Annotated in this window: 14 protein-coding genes; 2 read left to right on the forward strand and 12 right to left on the reverse strand. The window is 40.0% G+C overall.

The features are described from left to right. The first annotated feature begins 297 nt into the window (after nt 1-297). A complete protein-coding gene (locus tag IGJ14_RS13175) occupies nt 298-1,698 on the forward strand; it encodes a L,D-transpeptidase family protein (RefSeq protein ID WP_019722339.1) in 1,401 nt (466 codons plus the stop codon). 48 nt (nt 1,699-1,746) lie between these two features. On the opposite strand, the gene IGJ14_RS13180 is transcribed toward IGJ14_RS13175, so the two are convergent. Further along, nucleotides 1,747-2,253 (reverse strand): VanZ family protein, encoded by a 507-nt coding sequence (locus IGJ14_RS13180; RefSeq protein ID WP_019722340.1) that lies wholly within the window; start codon nt 2,251-2,253, stop codon nt 1,747-1,749. A gap of 122 nt (nt 2,254-2,375) precedes the next feature. Here IGJ14_RS13180 and IGJ14_RS13185 point away from each other — a divergent pair, with 122 nt between their 5' ends. Further along, nucleotides 2,376-4,175: a M3 family oligoendopeptidase gene (locus IGJ14_RS13185; RefSeq protein ID WP_019722341.1), complete on the forward strand. Its 1,800-nt coding sequence runs from the start codon at nt 2,376-2,378 to the stop codon at nt 4,173-4,175. A 124-nt stretch (nt 4,176-4,299) separates the two neighbouring features. Here IGJ14_RS13185 and IGJ14_RS13190 read toward each other — a convergent pair whose 3' ends face one another. The 11 genes from IGJ14_RS13190 to def form a co-directional block, all read right to left on the reverse strand. After that, nucleotides 4,300-5,793 (reverse strand): PcsB-like coiled-coil domain-containing protein, encoded by a 1,494-nt coding sequence (locus IGJ14_RS13190; protein WP_019722342.1) that lies wholly within the window; start codon nt 5,791-5,793, stop codon nt 4,300-4,302. Nucleotides 5,794-6,155: 362 nt separating this feature from the next. After that, nucleotides 6,156-6,680: a rod shape-determining protein MreD gene (gene mreD / locus IGJ14_RS13195; protein ID WP_019722343.1), complete on the reverse strand. Its 525-nt coding sequence runs from the start codon at nt 6,678-6,680 to the stop codon at nt 6,156-6,158. Between the two features lie 3 nt (nt 6,681-6,683). After that, nucleotides 6,684-7,538: a rod shape-determining protein MreC gene (mreC, locus tag IGJ14_RS13200; protein ID WP_010734107.1), complete on the reverse strand. Its 855-nt coding sequence runs from the start codon at nt 7,536-7,538 to the stop codon at nt 6,684-6,686. 159 nt (nt 7,539-7,697) lie between these two features. After that, the gene (locus tag IGJ14_RS13205) at nt 7,698-8,336 is read right to left on the reverse strand and encodes a thiamine diphosphokinase (RefSeq protein WP_019722344.1); all 639 of its coding nucleotides are present in this window, start codon (nt 8,334-8,336) and stop codon (nt 7,698-7,700) included. Then, nucleotides 8,336-8,986, reverse strand: a complete 651-nt coding sequence (rpe, locus tag IGJ14_RS13210) for a ribulose-phosphate 3-epimerase (protein ID WP_019722345.1) — start codon at nt 8,984-8,986, stop codon at nt 8,336-8,338. The genes IGJ14_RS13205 and rpe overlap by 1 nt, the downstream gene beginning before the upstream one ends. Nucleotides 8,987-8,998: 12 nt before the next feature. Further along, nucleotides 8,999-9,898: a ribosome small subunit-dependent GTPase A gene (rsgA, locus tag IGJ14_RS13215; RefSeq protein WP_029593934.1), complete on the reverse strand. Its 900-nt coding sequence runs from the start codon at nt 9,896-9,898 to the stop codon at nt 8,999-9,001. 151 nt (nt 9,899-10,049) lie between these two features. Then, the gene (gene pknB / locus IGJ14_RS13220; RefSeq protein WP_019722346.1) at nt 10,050-12,098 is read right to left on the reverse strand and encodes a Stk1 family PASTA domain-containing Ser/Thr kinase; all 2,049 of its coding nucleotides are present in this window, start codon (nt 12,096-12,098) and stop codon (nt 10,050-10,052) included. Next, nucleotides 12,095-12,835 (reverse strand): Stp1/IreP family PP2C-type Ser/Thr phosphatase, encoded by a 741-nt coding sequence (locus tag IGJ14_RS13225; RefSeq protein WP_010734102.1) that lies wholly within the window; start codon nt 12,833-12,835, stop codon nt 12,095-12,097. Before IGJ14_RS13225 ends, pknB begins: the two co-directional genes overlap by 4 nt. Nucleotides 12,836-12,847: 12 nt before the next feature. Continuing rightward, complete coding sequence (rsmB, locus tag IGJ14_RS13230; protein WP_019722348.1) at nt 12,848-14,206, reverse strand: 16S rRNA (cytosine(967)-C(5))-methyltransferase RsmB; 1,359 nt, start codon at nt 14,204-14,206, stop codon at nt 12,848-12,850. Further along, nucleotides 14,206-15,150, reverse strand: a complete 945-nt coding sequence (fmt, locus tag IGJ14_RS13235) for a methionyl-tRNA formyltransferase (protein ID WP_019722349.1) — start codon at nt 15,148-15,150, stop codon at nt 14,206-14,208. The genes rsmB and fmt overlap by 1 nt, the downstream gene beginning before the upstream one ends. Beyond that, nucleotides 15,143-15,634 carry a peptide deformylase gene (gene def / locus IGJ14_RS13240; protein ID WP_019722350.1) on the reverse strand — a complete coding sequence of 164 codons (492 nt, stop codon included), beginning with the start codon at nt 15,632-15,634 and terminating at the stop codon, nt 15,143-15,145. Before def ends, fmt begins: the two co-directional genes overlap by 8 nt. Nucleotides 15,635-15,639: the final 5 nt, after the last annotated feature.

Genomic DNA, 15,639 nt, shown 5'->3' on the forward strand with positions numbered 1-15,639 from the left:
TTAATTACTTGAGACGCTATCGTTCTCACTAAAAAAGAATACACGTTGTTCCAGAAGTAATGTCTTCGAAAACAACCTCATCTTCACAGGGAATCCTGAAAATCGACCTTCCATTTTCTAGGATTTCCTGTTTTTTTATACACTTCCGTATATAAAATCCTTGCCTAACTATCGTTATTTTTCTAAGCAGTATGTTAATTTTTATATAAAGAGGGACATCATTTCGTCTTTTACTGTAAATTATGCTATGATAGAGTCGTTACACCCTATAACTATTATTATTAAGGAGTTGCAGATATGACAAGATCTTCTCATCGAAAAAAATCAATGCGTATTGGTTTGCTTTCTGTTCTCGGTGTGATTCTAGTATTAATCGGCTTTTACACCTACCGTAGTACATATTACACGAATCGTTTTCTTCCTAAAACGGAAGTCAATTCGATCAATGTAAGTAACCTGACGATCGACCAAGCAAATGACAAGCTAAAAGAAGCTTATTCCAATAAGACGATTTCAATTAAAGAAAACGGAACGGTTTGGAAAGAGATTGCAAAGTCCGATCTTGGTTATAAAAAGGATTTTTCAACTGATCTAGCTTCCATCTTGAAAAACCAAAATGCTTGGACTTGGGGAATGAACTATGTAGCTGCGGCCGAAAAACAAGAAATCGATCCATTAAGTGCGGAACGGGAACAACTGGATCAAACGATCGAGACATTGTCTACGGAATTGACTGAATTGAATAAAGACCGTACGCCTACTGCCGATGCAACGATTGAAAAGTCTGGTGACTCATTTAAAATCAAGCCTGAAGTGAAAGGGAACACGGTCGATGTCGAAGCCGTTACGAAGGAATTGACAACTGTTGTCAATGATGGAAAAGATACAATTGATCTGACTGAGTTCCAAAAAGAACCAGCGGTCACATCTACAGATAAAAAGTTGACTGAGCAGTTAACGACAATGAATAATATCGCTAAAGTAAAAGGAACTTACAGTATCAATGGGGAAACAGTGACGATCTCTTCTTCACTCATCGTTGAATGGCTCACCTATGAAGATGGAAAACCTGCGCTTGATTCAGAAAAAGTTCGTCAGTATGTTAGTGAACTTGGCGAAAAATACAATACAAGTACGAATGATACTAAATTCAAAAGTACCAAACGTGGCGAAGTAACTGTTCCTGCTGGCACGTTCAGTTGGACGATCCAAACAGATAGCGAAGTAACAGCTTTAACAGAAGCGATTTTAGCTGGACAAGATTTCACCCGTTCACCAATTGTTCAAGGTAGTACAACTGCCGACCACCCATTGATTGAGGATACGTATATCGAAGTCGATTTAGAGAATCAACATATGTGGTTCTACAAAGATGGGAAAGTAGCACTTGAAACAGATATCGTTTCAGGAAAACCTTCTACCCCTACTCCTCCTGGTGTCTTTTATGTCTGGAATAAAGAAGAAAATGCTGTATTAAGAGGAACGAACGATGATGGTACACCATATGAAAGTCCAGTGAACTATTGGATGCCAGTCGATTGGACAGGTATCGGTATCCACGATTCGGATTGGCAACCAGAATATGGCGGCGACTTATGGCGAACTCGCGGTTCTCATGGTTGTGTCAATACGCCACCAGGTGTCATGAAAGAATTATTTGGAATGGTTGAAAAAGGTACGCCTGTTTTGATTTTTTAATCGTAACTACTAGAGCACAGTTGCAGACACGCAACTGTGCTCTCTTTTTTACTTCCTCTTCTTTATAAAAGTAAATAAAATACATATAACAACTGCAGTCAATGCCCCCATCGAATCAAGCATGACATCTTCGAACATTGGTGAACGGTCGCCTGTCAACATTTGATGGAACTCATCTAGACCGGCGTATCCTGTCGCAGATAACCAAGCAAGAACCCCCGTTAACCACCAGATTTTCATTTTCGGGAATACGCCTAGATACAGACTACCTCCTAATAGAAAATAGGTACCAAAATGGGCGCCTTTTCTTAAAAAGAATTCAATGAATTTGCTGTATCCAGAATGGTCGATACTGATAACACTTTCTCCATAAGTAAACTGGATACCTGATAATGCTTCTTTAAAGGGTTGGTTTGGGAACCACGCATCAATTCTTGAAAGTTGCGATTGTTGTCCATAGGTTTGCGAGGAGCTATAAAATAAAATAGCCATGATCATTAATGCAAACACTAAATAAAAATTTCCATTTTTTCTTTGTTTTTTTAAAAACTCCATAAGTCACCTCTTCTTTCTATGATAGCTTTTTTTTCATAAAACAACAATAATTTCTCCAAGACTTATTCCTTCTTTAAATGCTATACTAGAGATAGTACCATAAATATGAGAGGGGTTTTTTGATGACTTATTCGCTTAACTGGGATTTAGATTCTATCTTTCCTGGAGGAAGTGCTTCAACTGAATTAAATGAACGTTTGGCTCAATTAGAACGACAAATAGAAACATATTACGAACAAATCAATCAATGGTCATTTTCATCCGAAGATATCGATTCTCTTGTGACGATTTTGGCACTTCAAGAAAAAGTAACCAACGGCTTCAGCCAATGTAATAGTTATATTACTGCTTTATTATCTGCTAATGTAAAAGATTCCGATGCAAAGATTTTGTCTGGTAAACTCTATGCTTCATTACCACGTTGGCAAGCAGCAGATACGATCTTATCGAAAAAATTTGCAGAAATATCTGACAATGAATGGACACACTTGAGTGCTCAAGATCAATTAGCTCCGATTGCTTTTCGCATGAACGAAATTCGTCGCGATGGCGCACGCTTGTTATCTGAAAACGAGGAGCACATTATCAATACATTATCTTTGGATGGTTTGAATGCCTGGAGTAGTCATTATGATACGATTGTCGCTAGCGTGACTGTACCATTTGAACAAGAGGGAGAAATCATTGAATTATCTGCTGGTCAAGCATTCAATAAAATGATGGGTGATCCTGATCCAGAAGTCCGCAAACAATTATTTACAGCTTGGGAAACTGCTTGGCAAGAAAAAGCACCTTTATTTACAGACACTTTGAATCATTTAGATGGGTTCCGTCTATCCACCTATAAACTACACGGTACAACAGATTTCTTACAAAAGCCTTTAGAATATAATCGCTTGAAAAAAGAAACATTAGATGTAATGTGGGAGACGATCCAAAAAAATAAACAACCCCTTGTCGATTACTTAACAAGAAAAGCCAATCTTTTCGGTAAAGAAAAAATGGAATGGCAAGACCAAGATGCACCGATCATTCTAGGTGATATGAAAGAAAAAACCTTTACCTTTGATGAAGCGGCAGCATTTATCATTGAGAATTTCAATAAATTCAGTCCTAAAATGGCTGAATTTGCTCAAGACGCTTTTAACAAAAGTTGGATTGAAGCAGAAGATCGTCCTGGCAAACGACCTGGTGGTTACTGTACCGAATTGCCTGAAACACAAGAATCTAGAATCTTCATGACTTATAGTAATTCAGTCAACGAAGTCGCTACTTTAGCCCATGAGTTAGGTCACGCTTTCCATAGTAGTACGATGTGGGATCTTCCAGCGTTGAATCGTGAATACGCGATGAATGTTGCTGAAACAGCAAGTACCTTTGCAGAATTGATCGTAGCTGATGCAACACTTAAAGCGGCAACAACAAAAGAAGAAAAAATCAATTTGTTGGATACGAAACTACAAAATGCTCTGGCTATGTTCATGAATATCCATTCTCGTTTTATCTTTGAAAATCAATTCTATACTGCTCGACAAAAAGGACTAGTGGCAGAACAAGAGATCACTGATATGATGATCGAAGCGCAAAAAGAAGGATATGCAAATGCATTATCTACTTATCATCCTTATTTCTGGGCAGCAAAACTACATTTCTTTATTGATGATGTACCGTTTTATAATTTCCCTTATACCTTTGGTTACCTGTTCAGTTTAGGTATTTACGCCTATGCTAACGAGCAAGGTTCAAGTTTTGAACAAGAGTATATCGACTTACTACGCGATACTGCTTCGATGACAACGGAAGAATTGGCTCAAAAACACTTAGGTGTAGACTTAACGAAACCAGATTTTTGGCAAGCAGGTATCAACATGGTCTTAGAAGATATCCAAAACTTCATGGAATTGACGGAAGAATTTATTTGATCATGCTTTCTAAGCAAGAAAATTTTAAAGGATCGAACAGACAGTTACCAAAAACTGTTTGTTCGATCCTTTTCAGTTTCGTAAAAAAAAGAACTAACTCACTTTAGAGTTAGTTCTTCATAAATTACATACTTACAGCAAAGTCAGGTGCATACCATTGAACTGAGCCAATTTTAACACTTTCGCCCGGTTGTGGTGCATGGATGTATTGTCCGCCACCTAAAGAAATTGCTACGTGGTAAGTGCCACCAGCTGCTCCCCAGAATAATAAGTCTCCAGCTTTTGCTTGAGAAACTGAGATTCTAGCTCCTGCTGATTCTTGAGGTACAGTCCAACCACCGATGTCACGACCAGTTACTTGTAGGTACACATAGCGTGTAAATCCAGAACAGTCAAATCCACTTGGATCTTTTCCACCCCATACATAAGGAGTCCCAATGTATTTCATCGCTTCAGCTACAATCGCTGCTCCATTAGTAGATGGAGCCGTTGGCGCTGGAATTGATGGTGCCGGTGTTGATGGCTCCGGCGTTGATGGAGCTGGTGTTGCAGGTGTTGATGGCTCCGGTGTTGATGGAGTTGTTGGCTCCGGCGTTGATGGTGTTGTTGTTTCTGGAACTGATGGTGTAGTAGTAGATTCTTCTGTTGAAGATTCTGGTACACTGCTTTCAGTTGTTGAATCTTCTGTTGATGTAGATGATTCAGGAACTGAAGATTGTTCTGTTGAAGATTCAGCACTTGATGATGATTCTGAAGTAGCTGATTCAGAAACTTCTGTTGATTCTTGTACTGATGAAGAAGAAGCTTGTTCTTGCTCTTGTGCTGCTGCAGCGGCAACTGCTGCTGCTTGTTCACGTGCTTCTCTTTCAGCTTGTTCTTGTGCTGCTTGTTGACGCGCTTGCTCTGCTAAACGAGCTTGTTCACGAATACGTGCTTGCTCAGCTTCTGCTTCTGCTTTTTGGCGGTTCAAGTCTTCTTTTTTATCTTCTGCTGTTGCTTGTTCAGCCGCTAAAGTAGTTTTTAGGACATTTAAATCAGCTTGTTTTGATAGTAAGTCGCCTTTTTGTGATTCTAAAGCCGCTTGGTTTTCTGCTAACTCTTGTAGCTTCGCTTCATTTTCAGCTTTTTTATCTTCAACTGCCTGTTTGTCTTCTTTTTGTTGTTTCACTAAGTCTTGGTTCGCACGTACAATTGATGACATTGCTTGAACGCGTCCAATAGCATCTGAGAATGACTCAGCATTCAATACTGCATCGATGTAGTTAGAGCTTGTACCTTTAACTTGTGTTTCACGTGCTTGCTCTTGGATCGTTGCTTCGCGTTTTTCGATACGTTCTTGTAGATCAGCAATTTCTTGTGTCAATTGAGAAGACTCTTGACGTAGTGTTGCTTGATTAGCTAATAAAGTTTCAGCTTTTGTATTGATGTCAGCGACTTGACCTTCTAATGCCTCGATTTGAGATTGGGCACTTGCTTGTTGGTTTTGTAATTCCGCAATTTTTTGATCTTGTTGTTGTATTTGAGAATCAAAATCTTCCGCCGCGGCTGCGATCGGTGATGCTACGGCAGTCAAGGCCATTGAACTTACCATTACTGCTGATATTAAACTCTTTTTCACTCTTCATTCCTCCGACTGGCTTAATTTAATAAATATCTAAAAATATTTAAGTCTTTCTTAACGATAACAAAATTGTACCATAGCTGTATGTCAATGAGATAATAGTTATGTTACAAAAACATTTCAAAACAACTGATTATAATGACAGAAATGTAAGATGACATGGTTATTTTCATAATACATTTTTCAATAATTAAATAATACCCGTTTTAAATTAAATAAAAAAAGCCTGAGACATTGGGCCTCTCGCGTCACCTAAAACAGATTAAATGGCAGGCACAGAAGTAACTTCTTCGGCAATAAGGCGCCATCCACAAAAATTTGAAAAACAATTTTCGTGGATGGCGCCTTATTTCTCGAGACTAAACACTTCTGTCCCGACCTTCTTTGAATAGCTTCTTTAATGGGAATACAAGTAGAGCGAACAATACCATATTCAATAATAATGTTGGGCCTAAATATTTAGTGATAAAGTACGTACTATCTACACTCGCAAGTTTGAATACCATTTGTACGATCAATGTAAACAACTCATAGCCTGTGATGAAAATGATGAGGCTAAAAAACTCAGTAAAAATATTTACATGGATGACCGATTTCATCCCATACATGATAAATACTAATAAAGGTAAAGCAACTGCGTAAATACCGATCACACCAATATAGTAAGAATCAAAGATAATACCTAAAACTAATGTCGTGATCAATAAGTAGCGTTTGGAAAAACTCAAACTGCAAAATAGTAAAACCAATATCAAAAGATGCGCACTTGCCATGTAGTCACCGCTCGACCACCTGAACATCATTCGGGTAAAGTGCCCATCGATCAACATGAGTAAGAACAGGAGGATCGGCAAATAAATGGTCATTTTCTCTTTTTTCAGCATGGACTATTCCTCCACAAGACGTTTGATGATCGTTACTACTGGGAGATCATACATATCCGCATAAGGTTTGACATAGACTTCGCGATCTAGCCCATAACTATCTGGTTTTGTTTTGATGACTGTACCGATTTGTAGATCTGCTGGCGAGTTGCCTCCAAGACCTGATGTTTGTACTACGTCGCCCTCTTTGATTTCACTGTCACCTGTTAGCTGTGTCACAACTAGCGCTTGTAACTTTTCGTCATAATTCTTGAGTAAACCGAAAGATTCTCCGTTTCCAGAAGATACGCGGACAGGGAAATGGTTGGAACTTACATTTGATGAAGTCAGCAATTCTACTTTAGAAGAAGTGGCATTGACTTCAATGACACGTCCGACTAAACCTTTTTGCGCCATGACTGCCATATTGACTTCGATTCCATCATTTGATCCTTTATCGACGACTAATAGATCTTGCCATGAGTCAGGTGAACGAGTGATCACATTTGCTGTGACTCTTTCATAACTCGTCAACGTTTGGCTTAAATCGAGTTCGCTTTTTAGTGCATCGATTTCTTTTTGCATGTTCTTGTTTTTTTGAGCTATCTCATCATAGCTGTCGATTTTTTCTTTTAACCGTTCATTTTCTGAATAGGTGGTGAAAAGATGATGTACTGAATCCACGCCATTTTGGACCCATTTGACCGGAGCAGAAATCGTCCGATCGACAAAAGAGACACTGTCGTTCACAATAGATTGGAAGAAATTGGGCTTTCCTTCATTCGCTCGCTGGGCAGCTGTCACACTTAGGACCGTTACTACAATAATAACGATGACTAAGGTAATAATGATATTTTTATTAGGATTGAACTTCTTCACAAAGACACCTCGAATTAAATTAGACTCTTACCTGTAATTTTATCATTAAATAAGGGGAAACAAAAGGCTCGACCCTTCTTTTAAGCTTTTTTTAGCAAATAATTTAAACTGTCATTTTTCCGCTTCATTTCTTTTGCTACTTTGTCCTGAACCGATCAATCAATCTTTACTTTGGATGACTGAAATGATTCCTTCAGAGAAGCTGAAGGATGCTTTGTCAGTGACAAATTCATTGCTTGCATAAGAAGTTGGACGAGATACTTCCTCGTTTGATAGTTGATATTTGCTGTCAGATAATGTCAATTGACTAACAGGTGTCAAACAACAGTAAGCTAAATACTTCATTTCAGGAATTTTTTTTATCTCGTAAGCTCCTGGTAGATAGTAAGTGATTACGTTTTGTTTGTCTTGTATTTGGATCTGTCGTATAAAAGGTTGAAACCGTGGTTCTAATGCTAACCATAGATTAGCTAATAAATGATCTAATCTTCCACCAGTTGCACCGATCAGTGTCACGATTGCTTCTGGAAAGTGTTCGAATGTCTTTGCTAAACCTAGCTGAGTGTCCGTATCGTCTTTCTCCGCTGGCGCTTGGTGTACTTCGACAGCTTTATCGGATACTCGTTGATATTCTGAGGAAGACAATGAATCAAAATCACCGATTGCTAGATCTAACGAATAGCCTTTTTCAAGCAAATAGAGTGCCCCACGGTCGATGCCCACGTATCGATCAAATGATTGCTGTGACAAGTCTGGCCAATTTTCTGGTGATCCGCCTGCAACAAGTAATACTTCCATTAGCCTAATGCCTTTTTCAATTGATCGATTTGAGCTGCTGGATCTTCTGCACTATAGACATAGGAGCCTGCCACAAATACGTCTGCACCTGCTTCATGACAAATTTTTGCAGTTTCTGGAACGATTCCACCATCCACTTCGATTTGATAGGTCCAATCGTTCACCTTGCGTAATTCCGCTAACTCTGCGATTTTATCCACTGTTTCTGTAATAAAGCTTTGTCCGCCAAAGCCTGGATTGACTGTCATCACTAACACTTGATCAACTAAAGGCAAAACATGCTTGATCATTTCGATCGGTGTACCAGGATTGATAACGACCCCTGCTTTGACATCTAAATCTTTGATCATCTGGATCGCACGATGGATATGTGGTGTCGATTCCACATGGACCGTAATGATATCTGAACCTGCTTTTGCAAAATCAGCAATATAATTTTCAGGATTGATGATCATCAAATGAACGTCTAACGGTAGTTTTGTGACCGGACGAATTGCTTGCACTACATTCGATCCGAATGTAATGTTGGGAACGAATTGGCCGTCCATTACGTCCACATGGATATAGTCTGCTCCACCTTTTTCTACTCGTTCAATGTCTGTTTGGAGATTGGCGAAATCTGCGCTTAAAATCGATGGTGCTATTTTCATAAAAATACCCTCCTACTTTCTTCTAGTTTCTTTTTTGTTGTACATCGGTTTACGGTTTTCAACTTCTTGCAAAAATTGCAAGTAATTGTCATAGCGAGTCTGTGCAATTTCTTTTGCCGCTACTCTTCGTTTGACTTCACAATCTGGCTCTTTTACGTGCATACACTCTCTAAAGCGACAGTCTACAGAAGCATCGACAAATTCAGGGAATTGTTTGGATAACTCGACAGGTTCGATGACTAAGAAATCAATAGAACTGAAACCTGGTGTATCGGCAACCAATCCATCATAAAGTGGTAATAACTCGACATGTCTTGTCGTGTGACGTCCCCGTCCCAAAGAATCAGATATTTCACCTGTTTCTAACTCAAGTTCTGGTGAGATTTGGTTGAGCAACGTCGATTTACCTGCACCTGACTGTCCCATGAAAACAGTCAGTCTTTCTGGAAAATAGCGAACTAATTCATCCGTGTCACCCTGTGTGCGAGGGACGATCACTGGATAGCCGATTTTTTCGTAAGTCTCTTTAATTTCTTTTATTTGTGTAGAATCGACAGCTAAATCCGTTTTCGTCAAATAGATCACTGGCTCGATCGATTCATATTCCAACATGACTAAAAAACGGTCGAGTAGATTATAAGAGAATGTTGGTTCAATCAGACTCGTCACAACAACTCCTAAATCAACATTTGCTACTGGTGGTCGTACTAATTGATTTTTACGTGGTAAAACTTCTAGTAGATAGCCATCGGTCTTGTTTTCACTTTCAAATATGACTTGATCGCCAACAAGGGGCGTGATCTTTCGATTACGAAAATTCCCTCGACCTCGTGTCTGATAGGTCTCTCCATCTTTATATACGTAATAAAATCCACTTATTGCTTTTCTGATTTGCCCTTTAATGAAACCCACCTCCATTTTTAGTATATTTTACCATAGGACAACAGAAGTTAGGAGAAATCACCAAAAAATAGACCTAAGAATTTCCTCAAATGCCGCCGACATTTTGAATTCTCAGATCTATTTTTTATCATTGTCGTTTTAGTTCGTTTAATTCTGTCTACTAGTCACTATCCGTCGAGGACGTTGTAGTGGTACTACTACTAGTTGTTTCGGAACTTGAACTACTGCTTGAACTGCTAGAAGAACTGCTGGAAGAATCTTTTTCAGAACTTGATGATGCTTTCGCTGGGTCTGGTCCTTTTGAGTAGATCACACTGACGATCGTTCCTGATGTGATTGATGCACCTACTCCTGGATCTGTACGGATCACTTTGTCTTTTTCTACTGTATCTGAAAACTCATACGTTTCATGACCAATGTAGTCGGCACCGATACCAGATAAGTAACTTTGCGCATCACTTTTCGTATAACCAGAAATGTCATTCAGTGTCTTCGCATCTGGTCCTTTACTCACCACGAAACTAATAAATGTCGCATCCGTCAATGGTTCCCCAAAACTTGGTGACTGACTGATGATTGCACCGGCTGGGACCGTATCACTATAATCATTCGTTGCACTGATATTCGTATAGCCATTCGTTCTCAAAATACTAAGAACTGTTTCATAGTTTTGTCCGGTGTAATCGCTCATCGTCGGCTGACTTCCTTTACTAACGGTAAAAGTAATCGTATCTGATGTGGGGTCGACTTCTGTTCCTTCATCTTCTGATTGTGAGATGATATTTCCACTAGTGACCTCATCACTAAATTCTTCTTCTTTTTTGATTCTACTTGAAGAGAAACCTAAATCCAGTAGCTGCTTGCGCGCTTCATCGTAAGACATACCCGTAAAATCATCGAGTTGGATTTTCTTCTTACCTGTACTGATATAAAGCGTGACTTCACGATTTTGTTTCACTGTTGTTCCTGAGGCTGGATCTGTTTTGACCACATTTCCTTTCTCAATCGTATCGTCAGCAATTTCTTCAGTGTTCGTTGCTACCTTTAATTTTGCTTGTGTCAAAGCTTCTCTTGCTGAAGCTTCGGATTGACCCGAAACATCGGGAACCGTTACTTCTCCTCGTCCACCTGAAGCAAATAAAATCGCTGTCCCAATTCCTAACAAAGCAAGCAAGACCAGCAAAATGATCCACCATTTTTTTCTTTTTTTAGTCTTTACATCTGGCATTGTTTCTTCGGGATCTGGTAATTCTTCCGCTGGTTTCTCTTCGGGAAGAGGCATTGACTTAAAGGAATCTGGCATCGGTGTTTCTGCCGTCAGTGGTGTCAATACTCTTGTTTCGTTGTCCATCGCCTGGGGTTGCCATTTTTCTTCGTTTGCTCGTTCTAACGACAACACCGTTGCTAGGTCATCTGCCATTTCTTCTGCCGTTTTATACCGGTCGACAGGTTCTTTGGCTGTTGCTTTCAAGACAACATTCTCCAATGACTGAGGTGCCCCTGGATCTAACTCTTTGATTGAAGGCAAGTCATCCTGAAAATGTTTCAGTGCAATGGTGACAGCTGATTCCCCATCAAAAGGAACGCTTCCTGTCAGCATTTCATATAAAATGATCCCTAACGCATAGATATCTGATTGTTTTGTCGCCATACTACCTCTTGCTTGTTCTGGTGAAAGGTAGTGAACCGAACCAAGCATCGTATTCGTTTGGGTGATCGATGTTTCAGATAAAGCAATCGCAATACCAAAATCGGTGATTTTCACAACACCTTCATTATCGATCAAGACATTTTGTGGTTTTAAATCTCGGTGGATGATTTGATGGCTATGTGCTAAAGAAATCGCAGACAAGATTTGTTGCATGATGTTTACTGCTGTTTCATAAGGAATCGGATAGTGCGTTTGGATATAACGTTTTAAATCCATTCCCTTTACATATTCCATAACTAAGTACTGCATGTTATCTTCTTCACCGACATCATAAACACTGACGATATTTGGATGAACTAATTCGGTTGCCGCTAATGCTTCTCGTTGAAAACGACGGATCGCCGTTTGGTCATTTTGGAAATCAAAGCGTAGGACTTTGATTGCAACATCTCGATCTAAAATCAAGTCATGGGCTAAAAAGACATTTGCCATACCGCCACTACCGATGTTACCGGTAATTTGGTAACGACCATTTAATTTTCTTCCTGGCTCAATCATGCAACATCCTCCTTGTATTCAATAAGAAGAACGCTGATATTATCTGCTCCGCCAGCTTCATTTGCTTGATCCACTAATTGCGTTACTTTTTCTGATAATGATCCTTCTTGATTGATGATCGTACCGATCGTTTCTTCTGACAGCATATTCGTCAAACCATCCGAACATAGAAGCAAACGATCTTGGAGTTGCCAAAGATACGTTGCAACATCGACTTCTAATGATCCTGGCATGCCGACAGATCGAGTCAAGATATTCTTACGTGGATGATTGACGGCCATTTCTTCGCTGATTTCACCAGATTTGACTAATTCATTTACTAAAGAATGGTCTTCCGTCAAGCGAATGATCCGATTATCGCGAAGCAAATACGCACGACTATCGCCAACATTGGCAATCGTGAAACGTTCCTCTGATAGGGCAGCTGCTACGATCGTTGTTCCCATTCCGTTATATTCAAGCTGTTCTTGTCCTAATTGATGAATCGCGCGGTTTTCTTCTTGGATTGCTTGGATAAACCACTGCGCGATTTTTTCGTCATCAAGTAACGCTTGCTCTTCCCAGGCTTTCCCTAAATTTGTGACGGCCATTTGACTAGCAATATCGCCTGCGCGGTGCCCACCCATGCCATCTGCTAAAACCGCCAGCGTGAGACCGACTTGGTTTTCAAATACACTGACATAATCTTGATTCGTATTACGTCTTCTTCCTACATCTGATTGATATTCAATCTGCATACTTTCACCTCATTACTTTTTGCGCAAACAGCAAATGAAAAAGCCATCTGTATAAGATTGATGTGGATACAACGTCAACATCTTATCCTTGATTGATGATTGTAGCACAGGATCAACTAAAACATCAATCTTCTCAAAATCAGGATGTCGTTGTAAAAACGCTGAAACAACTTCTTGATTCTCTTCTTTCAAAATCGTACAAGTACTGTAGGTCAATATTCCTGAAGGTTTAAGAGCCGTAGCCACACTTTCCAAAATAGCTAGTTGGATAGCCGGTAAATTGGCTAATTCTTTTTCATTATTTTTATAACGAATATCTGGTTTTCGGCGTAACAAGCCAAAACCGGAACATGGAGCATCTACTAAAATACGGTCAAATTGTTCTGCTTCAAACTGTTCTTTGACTTCACGTGCATCCATTTTTTGTGCGAACACTGCGTTGGCAACTCCTAAACGGCGAGCGTTCTCTTCCACTAGTTTTACTTTGTGGTCATGGACATCTAGAGCCACGACTTCTCCTCCACAAGTTGGATCAAGGAACGTGGCGATATGGGTCGTTTTGCCACCAGGGGCAGCGCAGGCATCTAGTACATGATGTTCTGGCTCAATCTGCATCGCTGGTGCAACAAGCATCGAGCTTTCATCTTGGATCGTCATCAAGCCATCGTGAAAAAGTGTCGTAGAGGCAAGTCTGCCCTTTTCAGCAATCACACCATATGGGCTTATTGGACTTGCTTTTACATCTAGTCCTTCTTCTTTCAATTGATCCAGTGCTTGTTCACGCGAAAGTTTACGGGTATCAATACGGCCACTCACATGACTTGGTTGATACAATGAAAGACCTAACTTTTCTGTTTCCTCGTAGCCGATTTGGTCAATTAAGCGCTGTGTCAGCCAATTCGGCAGACTTAATTTAACGGCTAAACGTTCGACTTCATCTGTGATAGTTTCCAGATCAGGTTTTCCTTGACGTAAATAATTTCTTAATACGCCGTTCACAAATTTCCCTGCGCCGGGGTTACCTTTGATTTTTGCAATTTCTACTGCTTCATTCAAAATTGCATGATCAGGTACTTTATCTAAAAATTCGAGTTGATAGACAGACAAATACAGCAAAGTTTTGACCCAGTCATCCACTTTTTTTGCATTTGCAATCAATGGCGCAACATAAAATGCAATCAAACGATGGCGACTGATCGTTCCATACACTAGTTCTGTAAACAGACCGATATCTTTTTGGTTAAGATCGCCTTGGTTGATCATCTCATTCAACAATAGATTGGAGTATGCTCCACCTTTGTTGACACGCTCTAATGTCATCAACGCCATAAAGCGAACCGAACGTTTCATTTTTTTTGGTATTTTCGCCATTATTTCACCTGCTGTCCTACAGCGACTTGTTGTCCACTGCCATTTAGGAATTCTTGTATTAGTTGTTTTGCTTTACCGGCAGGTTGTAGTTCTTTGATCGATAATACCGTCTGTTCCCCACAAGCTACCCATAATTGTTTTTTATCTTTATGGATGATAGTCCCTGGTGTTTCAGATGTCGTCTCATCTGCCAACACATCTACTGCCCAAAGCTTCCAGCGTGTTCCTTCATAGGTTGTAAAAGCAATGGGCCATGGACGCATGCCACGAACTTGGCAGTCGATTTCTTCTGCTGTTTTTTCCCAATTGATTGCTTCTTGTTCACGTGTGATATTCGGTGAAAACGTTGCTTGATCCTCATTTTGAGGCGTAGGCGTCAATTCGCCAGAAATGATCTTTGGTAGTGTTTCTAGCAATAACTCTTTGCCTAATAGACTAAGTTTTTCAAACATCGTACCGACATCATCTTGTTTAGTGATTGGTAGGCTTGCTTGTGAGAAAATACCGCCCGCATCCATTTTCTTGATCATCTCCATGATCGTTACACCTGTCTCTTTTTCCCCGTTGATAATGGAATAATGGACTGGCGCACCGCCACGATATTTTGGTAGTAAAGAGGCATGAACATTGATTGCTCCATGTGTTGGAACTTGCAATAGTTTCTCCGGTAAGAATTGACCAAACGCTGCTGTTACCAGCACATCTGGTTGCAAATCAATGATTGTTTGCATTTCTGGAGAACCCGTGATTTTTTCTGGCTGTAGCACAAGAAGATCGTACTTCAACGCCGCTACTTTCACAGGTGTTGGGGTAATGATTTTTTTTCTTCCCACTGGTCGATCAGGTTGTGTCACGACAGCGACGATCTCATACCCTTGGTCGATCAGCCCTTCTAGTACAGGAACTGAAAATGCTGGGGTTCCCATAAATACGATTTTAGTCATCTAAATGTTCCTCCATGTATTCTTCGAGTTTTTCTTCGGGGATTTGTTCGATCATTTTATCGATAAATAAAATCCCATCTAAGTGATCGATCTCATGTTGAAAGGCACGTGCAAGATAGCCAAACGCGGTAACTTCGATTTCCTCTCCGTCACGATCATAATATCGAACTGTTACTTCATCTGCACGTTTGACTGTACCGTAGACATGCGGAATACTTAAGCAACCTTCCACATCGATGCTTTCTCCTTTTGCCTCGATGATCTCAGGATTGATGAGTTCAAACTTATCCCCTTCATCGACTTCAACAATAGCGATCCGTTGATTTTTGCCGACTTGCGGCGCGGCGATGCCGACGCCGTCATTTGCCACCATTGTTTCATACAAGTTATCTAACAAGACGATGGTCTCATCAGTGATCATATCGATTGGTTGGGCTTTTCGATTCAATTTTTTATTTGGGTGGATCATTATTGGATAACGCATAGTGT

The organism is Enterococcus sp. DIV1304_2 (assembly GCF_050555445.1).
GTDB lineage: Bacteria > Bacillota > Bacilli > Lactobacillales > Enterococcaceae > Enterococcus_B > Enterococcus_B pernyi.

What these genes read in the sequence shown, in the direction of transcription:
- IGJ14_RS13175 (WP_019722339.1), top strand. Translation starts at nt 298, where the DNA reads ATGACAAGATCTTCTCATCGAAAAAAATCAATGCGTATTGGTTTGCTT.
- rsmB (WP_019722348.1), bottom strand. Translation starts at nt 14,206, where the DNA reads ATGGCGAAAATACCAAAAAAAATGAAACGTTCGGTTCGCTTTATGGCG.
- def (WP_019722350.1), bottom strand. Translation starts at nt 15,634, where the DNA reads ATGCGTTATCCAATAATGATCCACCCAAATAAAAAATTGAATCGAAAA.
- IGJ14_RS13185 (WP_019722341.1), top strand. Translation starts at nt 2,376, where the DNA reads ATGACTTATTCGCTTAACTGGGATTTAGATTCTATCTTTCCTGGAGGA.
- fmt (WP_019722349.1), bottom strand. Translation starts at nt 15,150, where the DNA reads ATGACTAAAATCGTATTTATGGGAACCCCAGCATTTTCAGTTCCTGTA.
- IGJ14_RS13205 (WP_019722344.1), bottom strand. Translation starts at nt 8,336, where the DNA reads ATGGAAGTATTACTTGTTGCAGGCGGATCACCAGAAAATTGGCCAGAC.
- rpe (WP_019722345.1), bottom strand. Translation starts at nt 8,986, where the DNA reads ATGAAAATAGCACCATCGATTTTAAGCGCAGATTTCGCCAATCTCCAA.
- pknB (WP_019722346.1), bottom strand. Translation starts at nt 12,098, where the DNA reads ATGATTGAGCCAGGAAGAAAATTAAATGGTCGTTACCAAATTACCGGT.
- IGJ14_RS13180 (WP_019722340.1), bottom strand. Translation starts at nt 2,253, where the DNA reads ATGGAGTTTTTAAAAAAACAAAGAAAAAATGGAAATTTTTATTTAGTG.
- mreD (WP_019722343.1), bottom strand. Translation starts at nt 6,680, where the DNA reads ATGCTGAAAAAAGAGAAAATGACCATTTATTTGCCGATCCTCCTGTTC.
- IGJ14_RS13225 (WP_010734102.1), bottom strand. Translation starts at nt 12,835, where the DNA reads ATGCAGATTGAATATCAATCAGATGTAGGAAGAAGACGTAATACGAAT.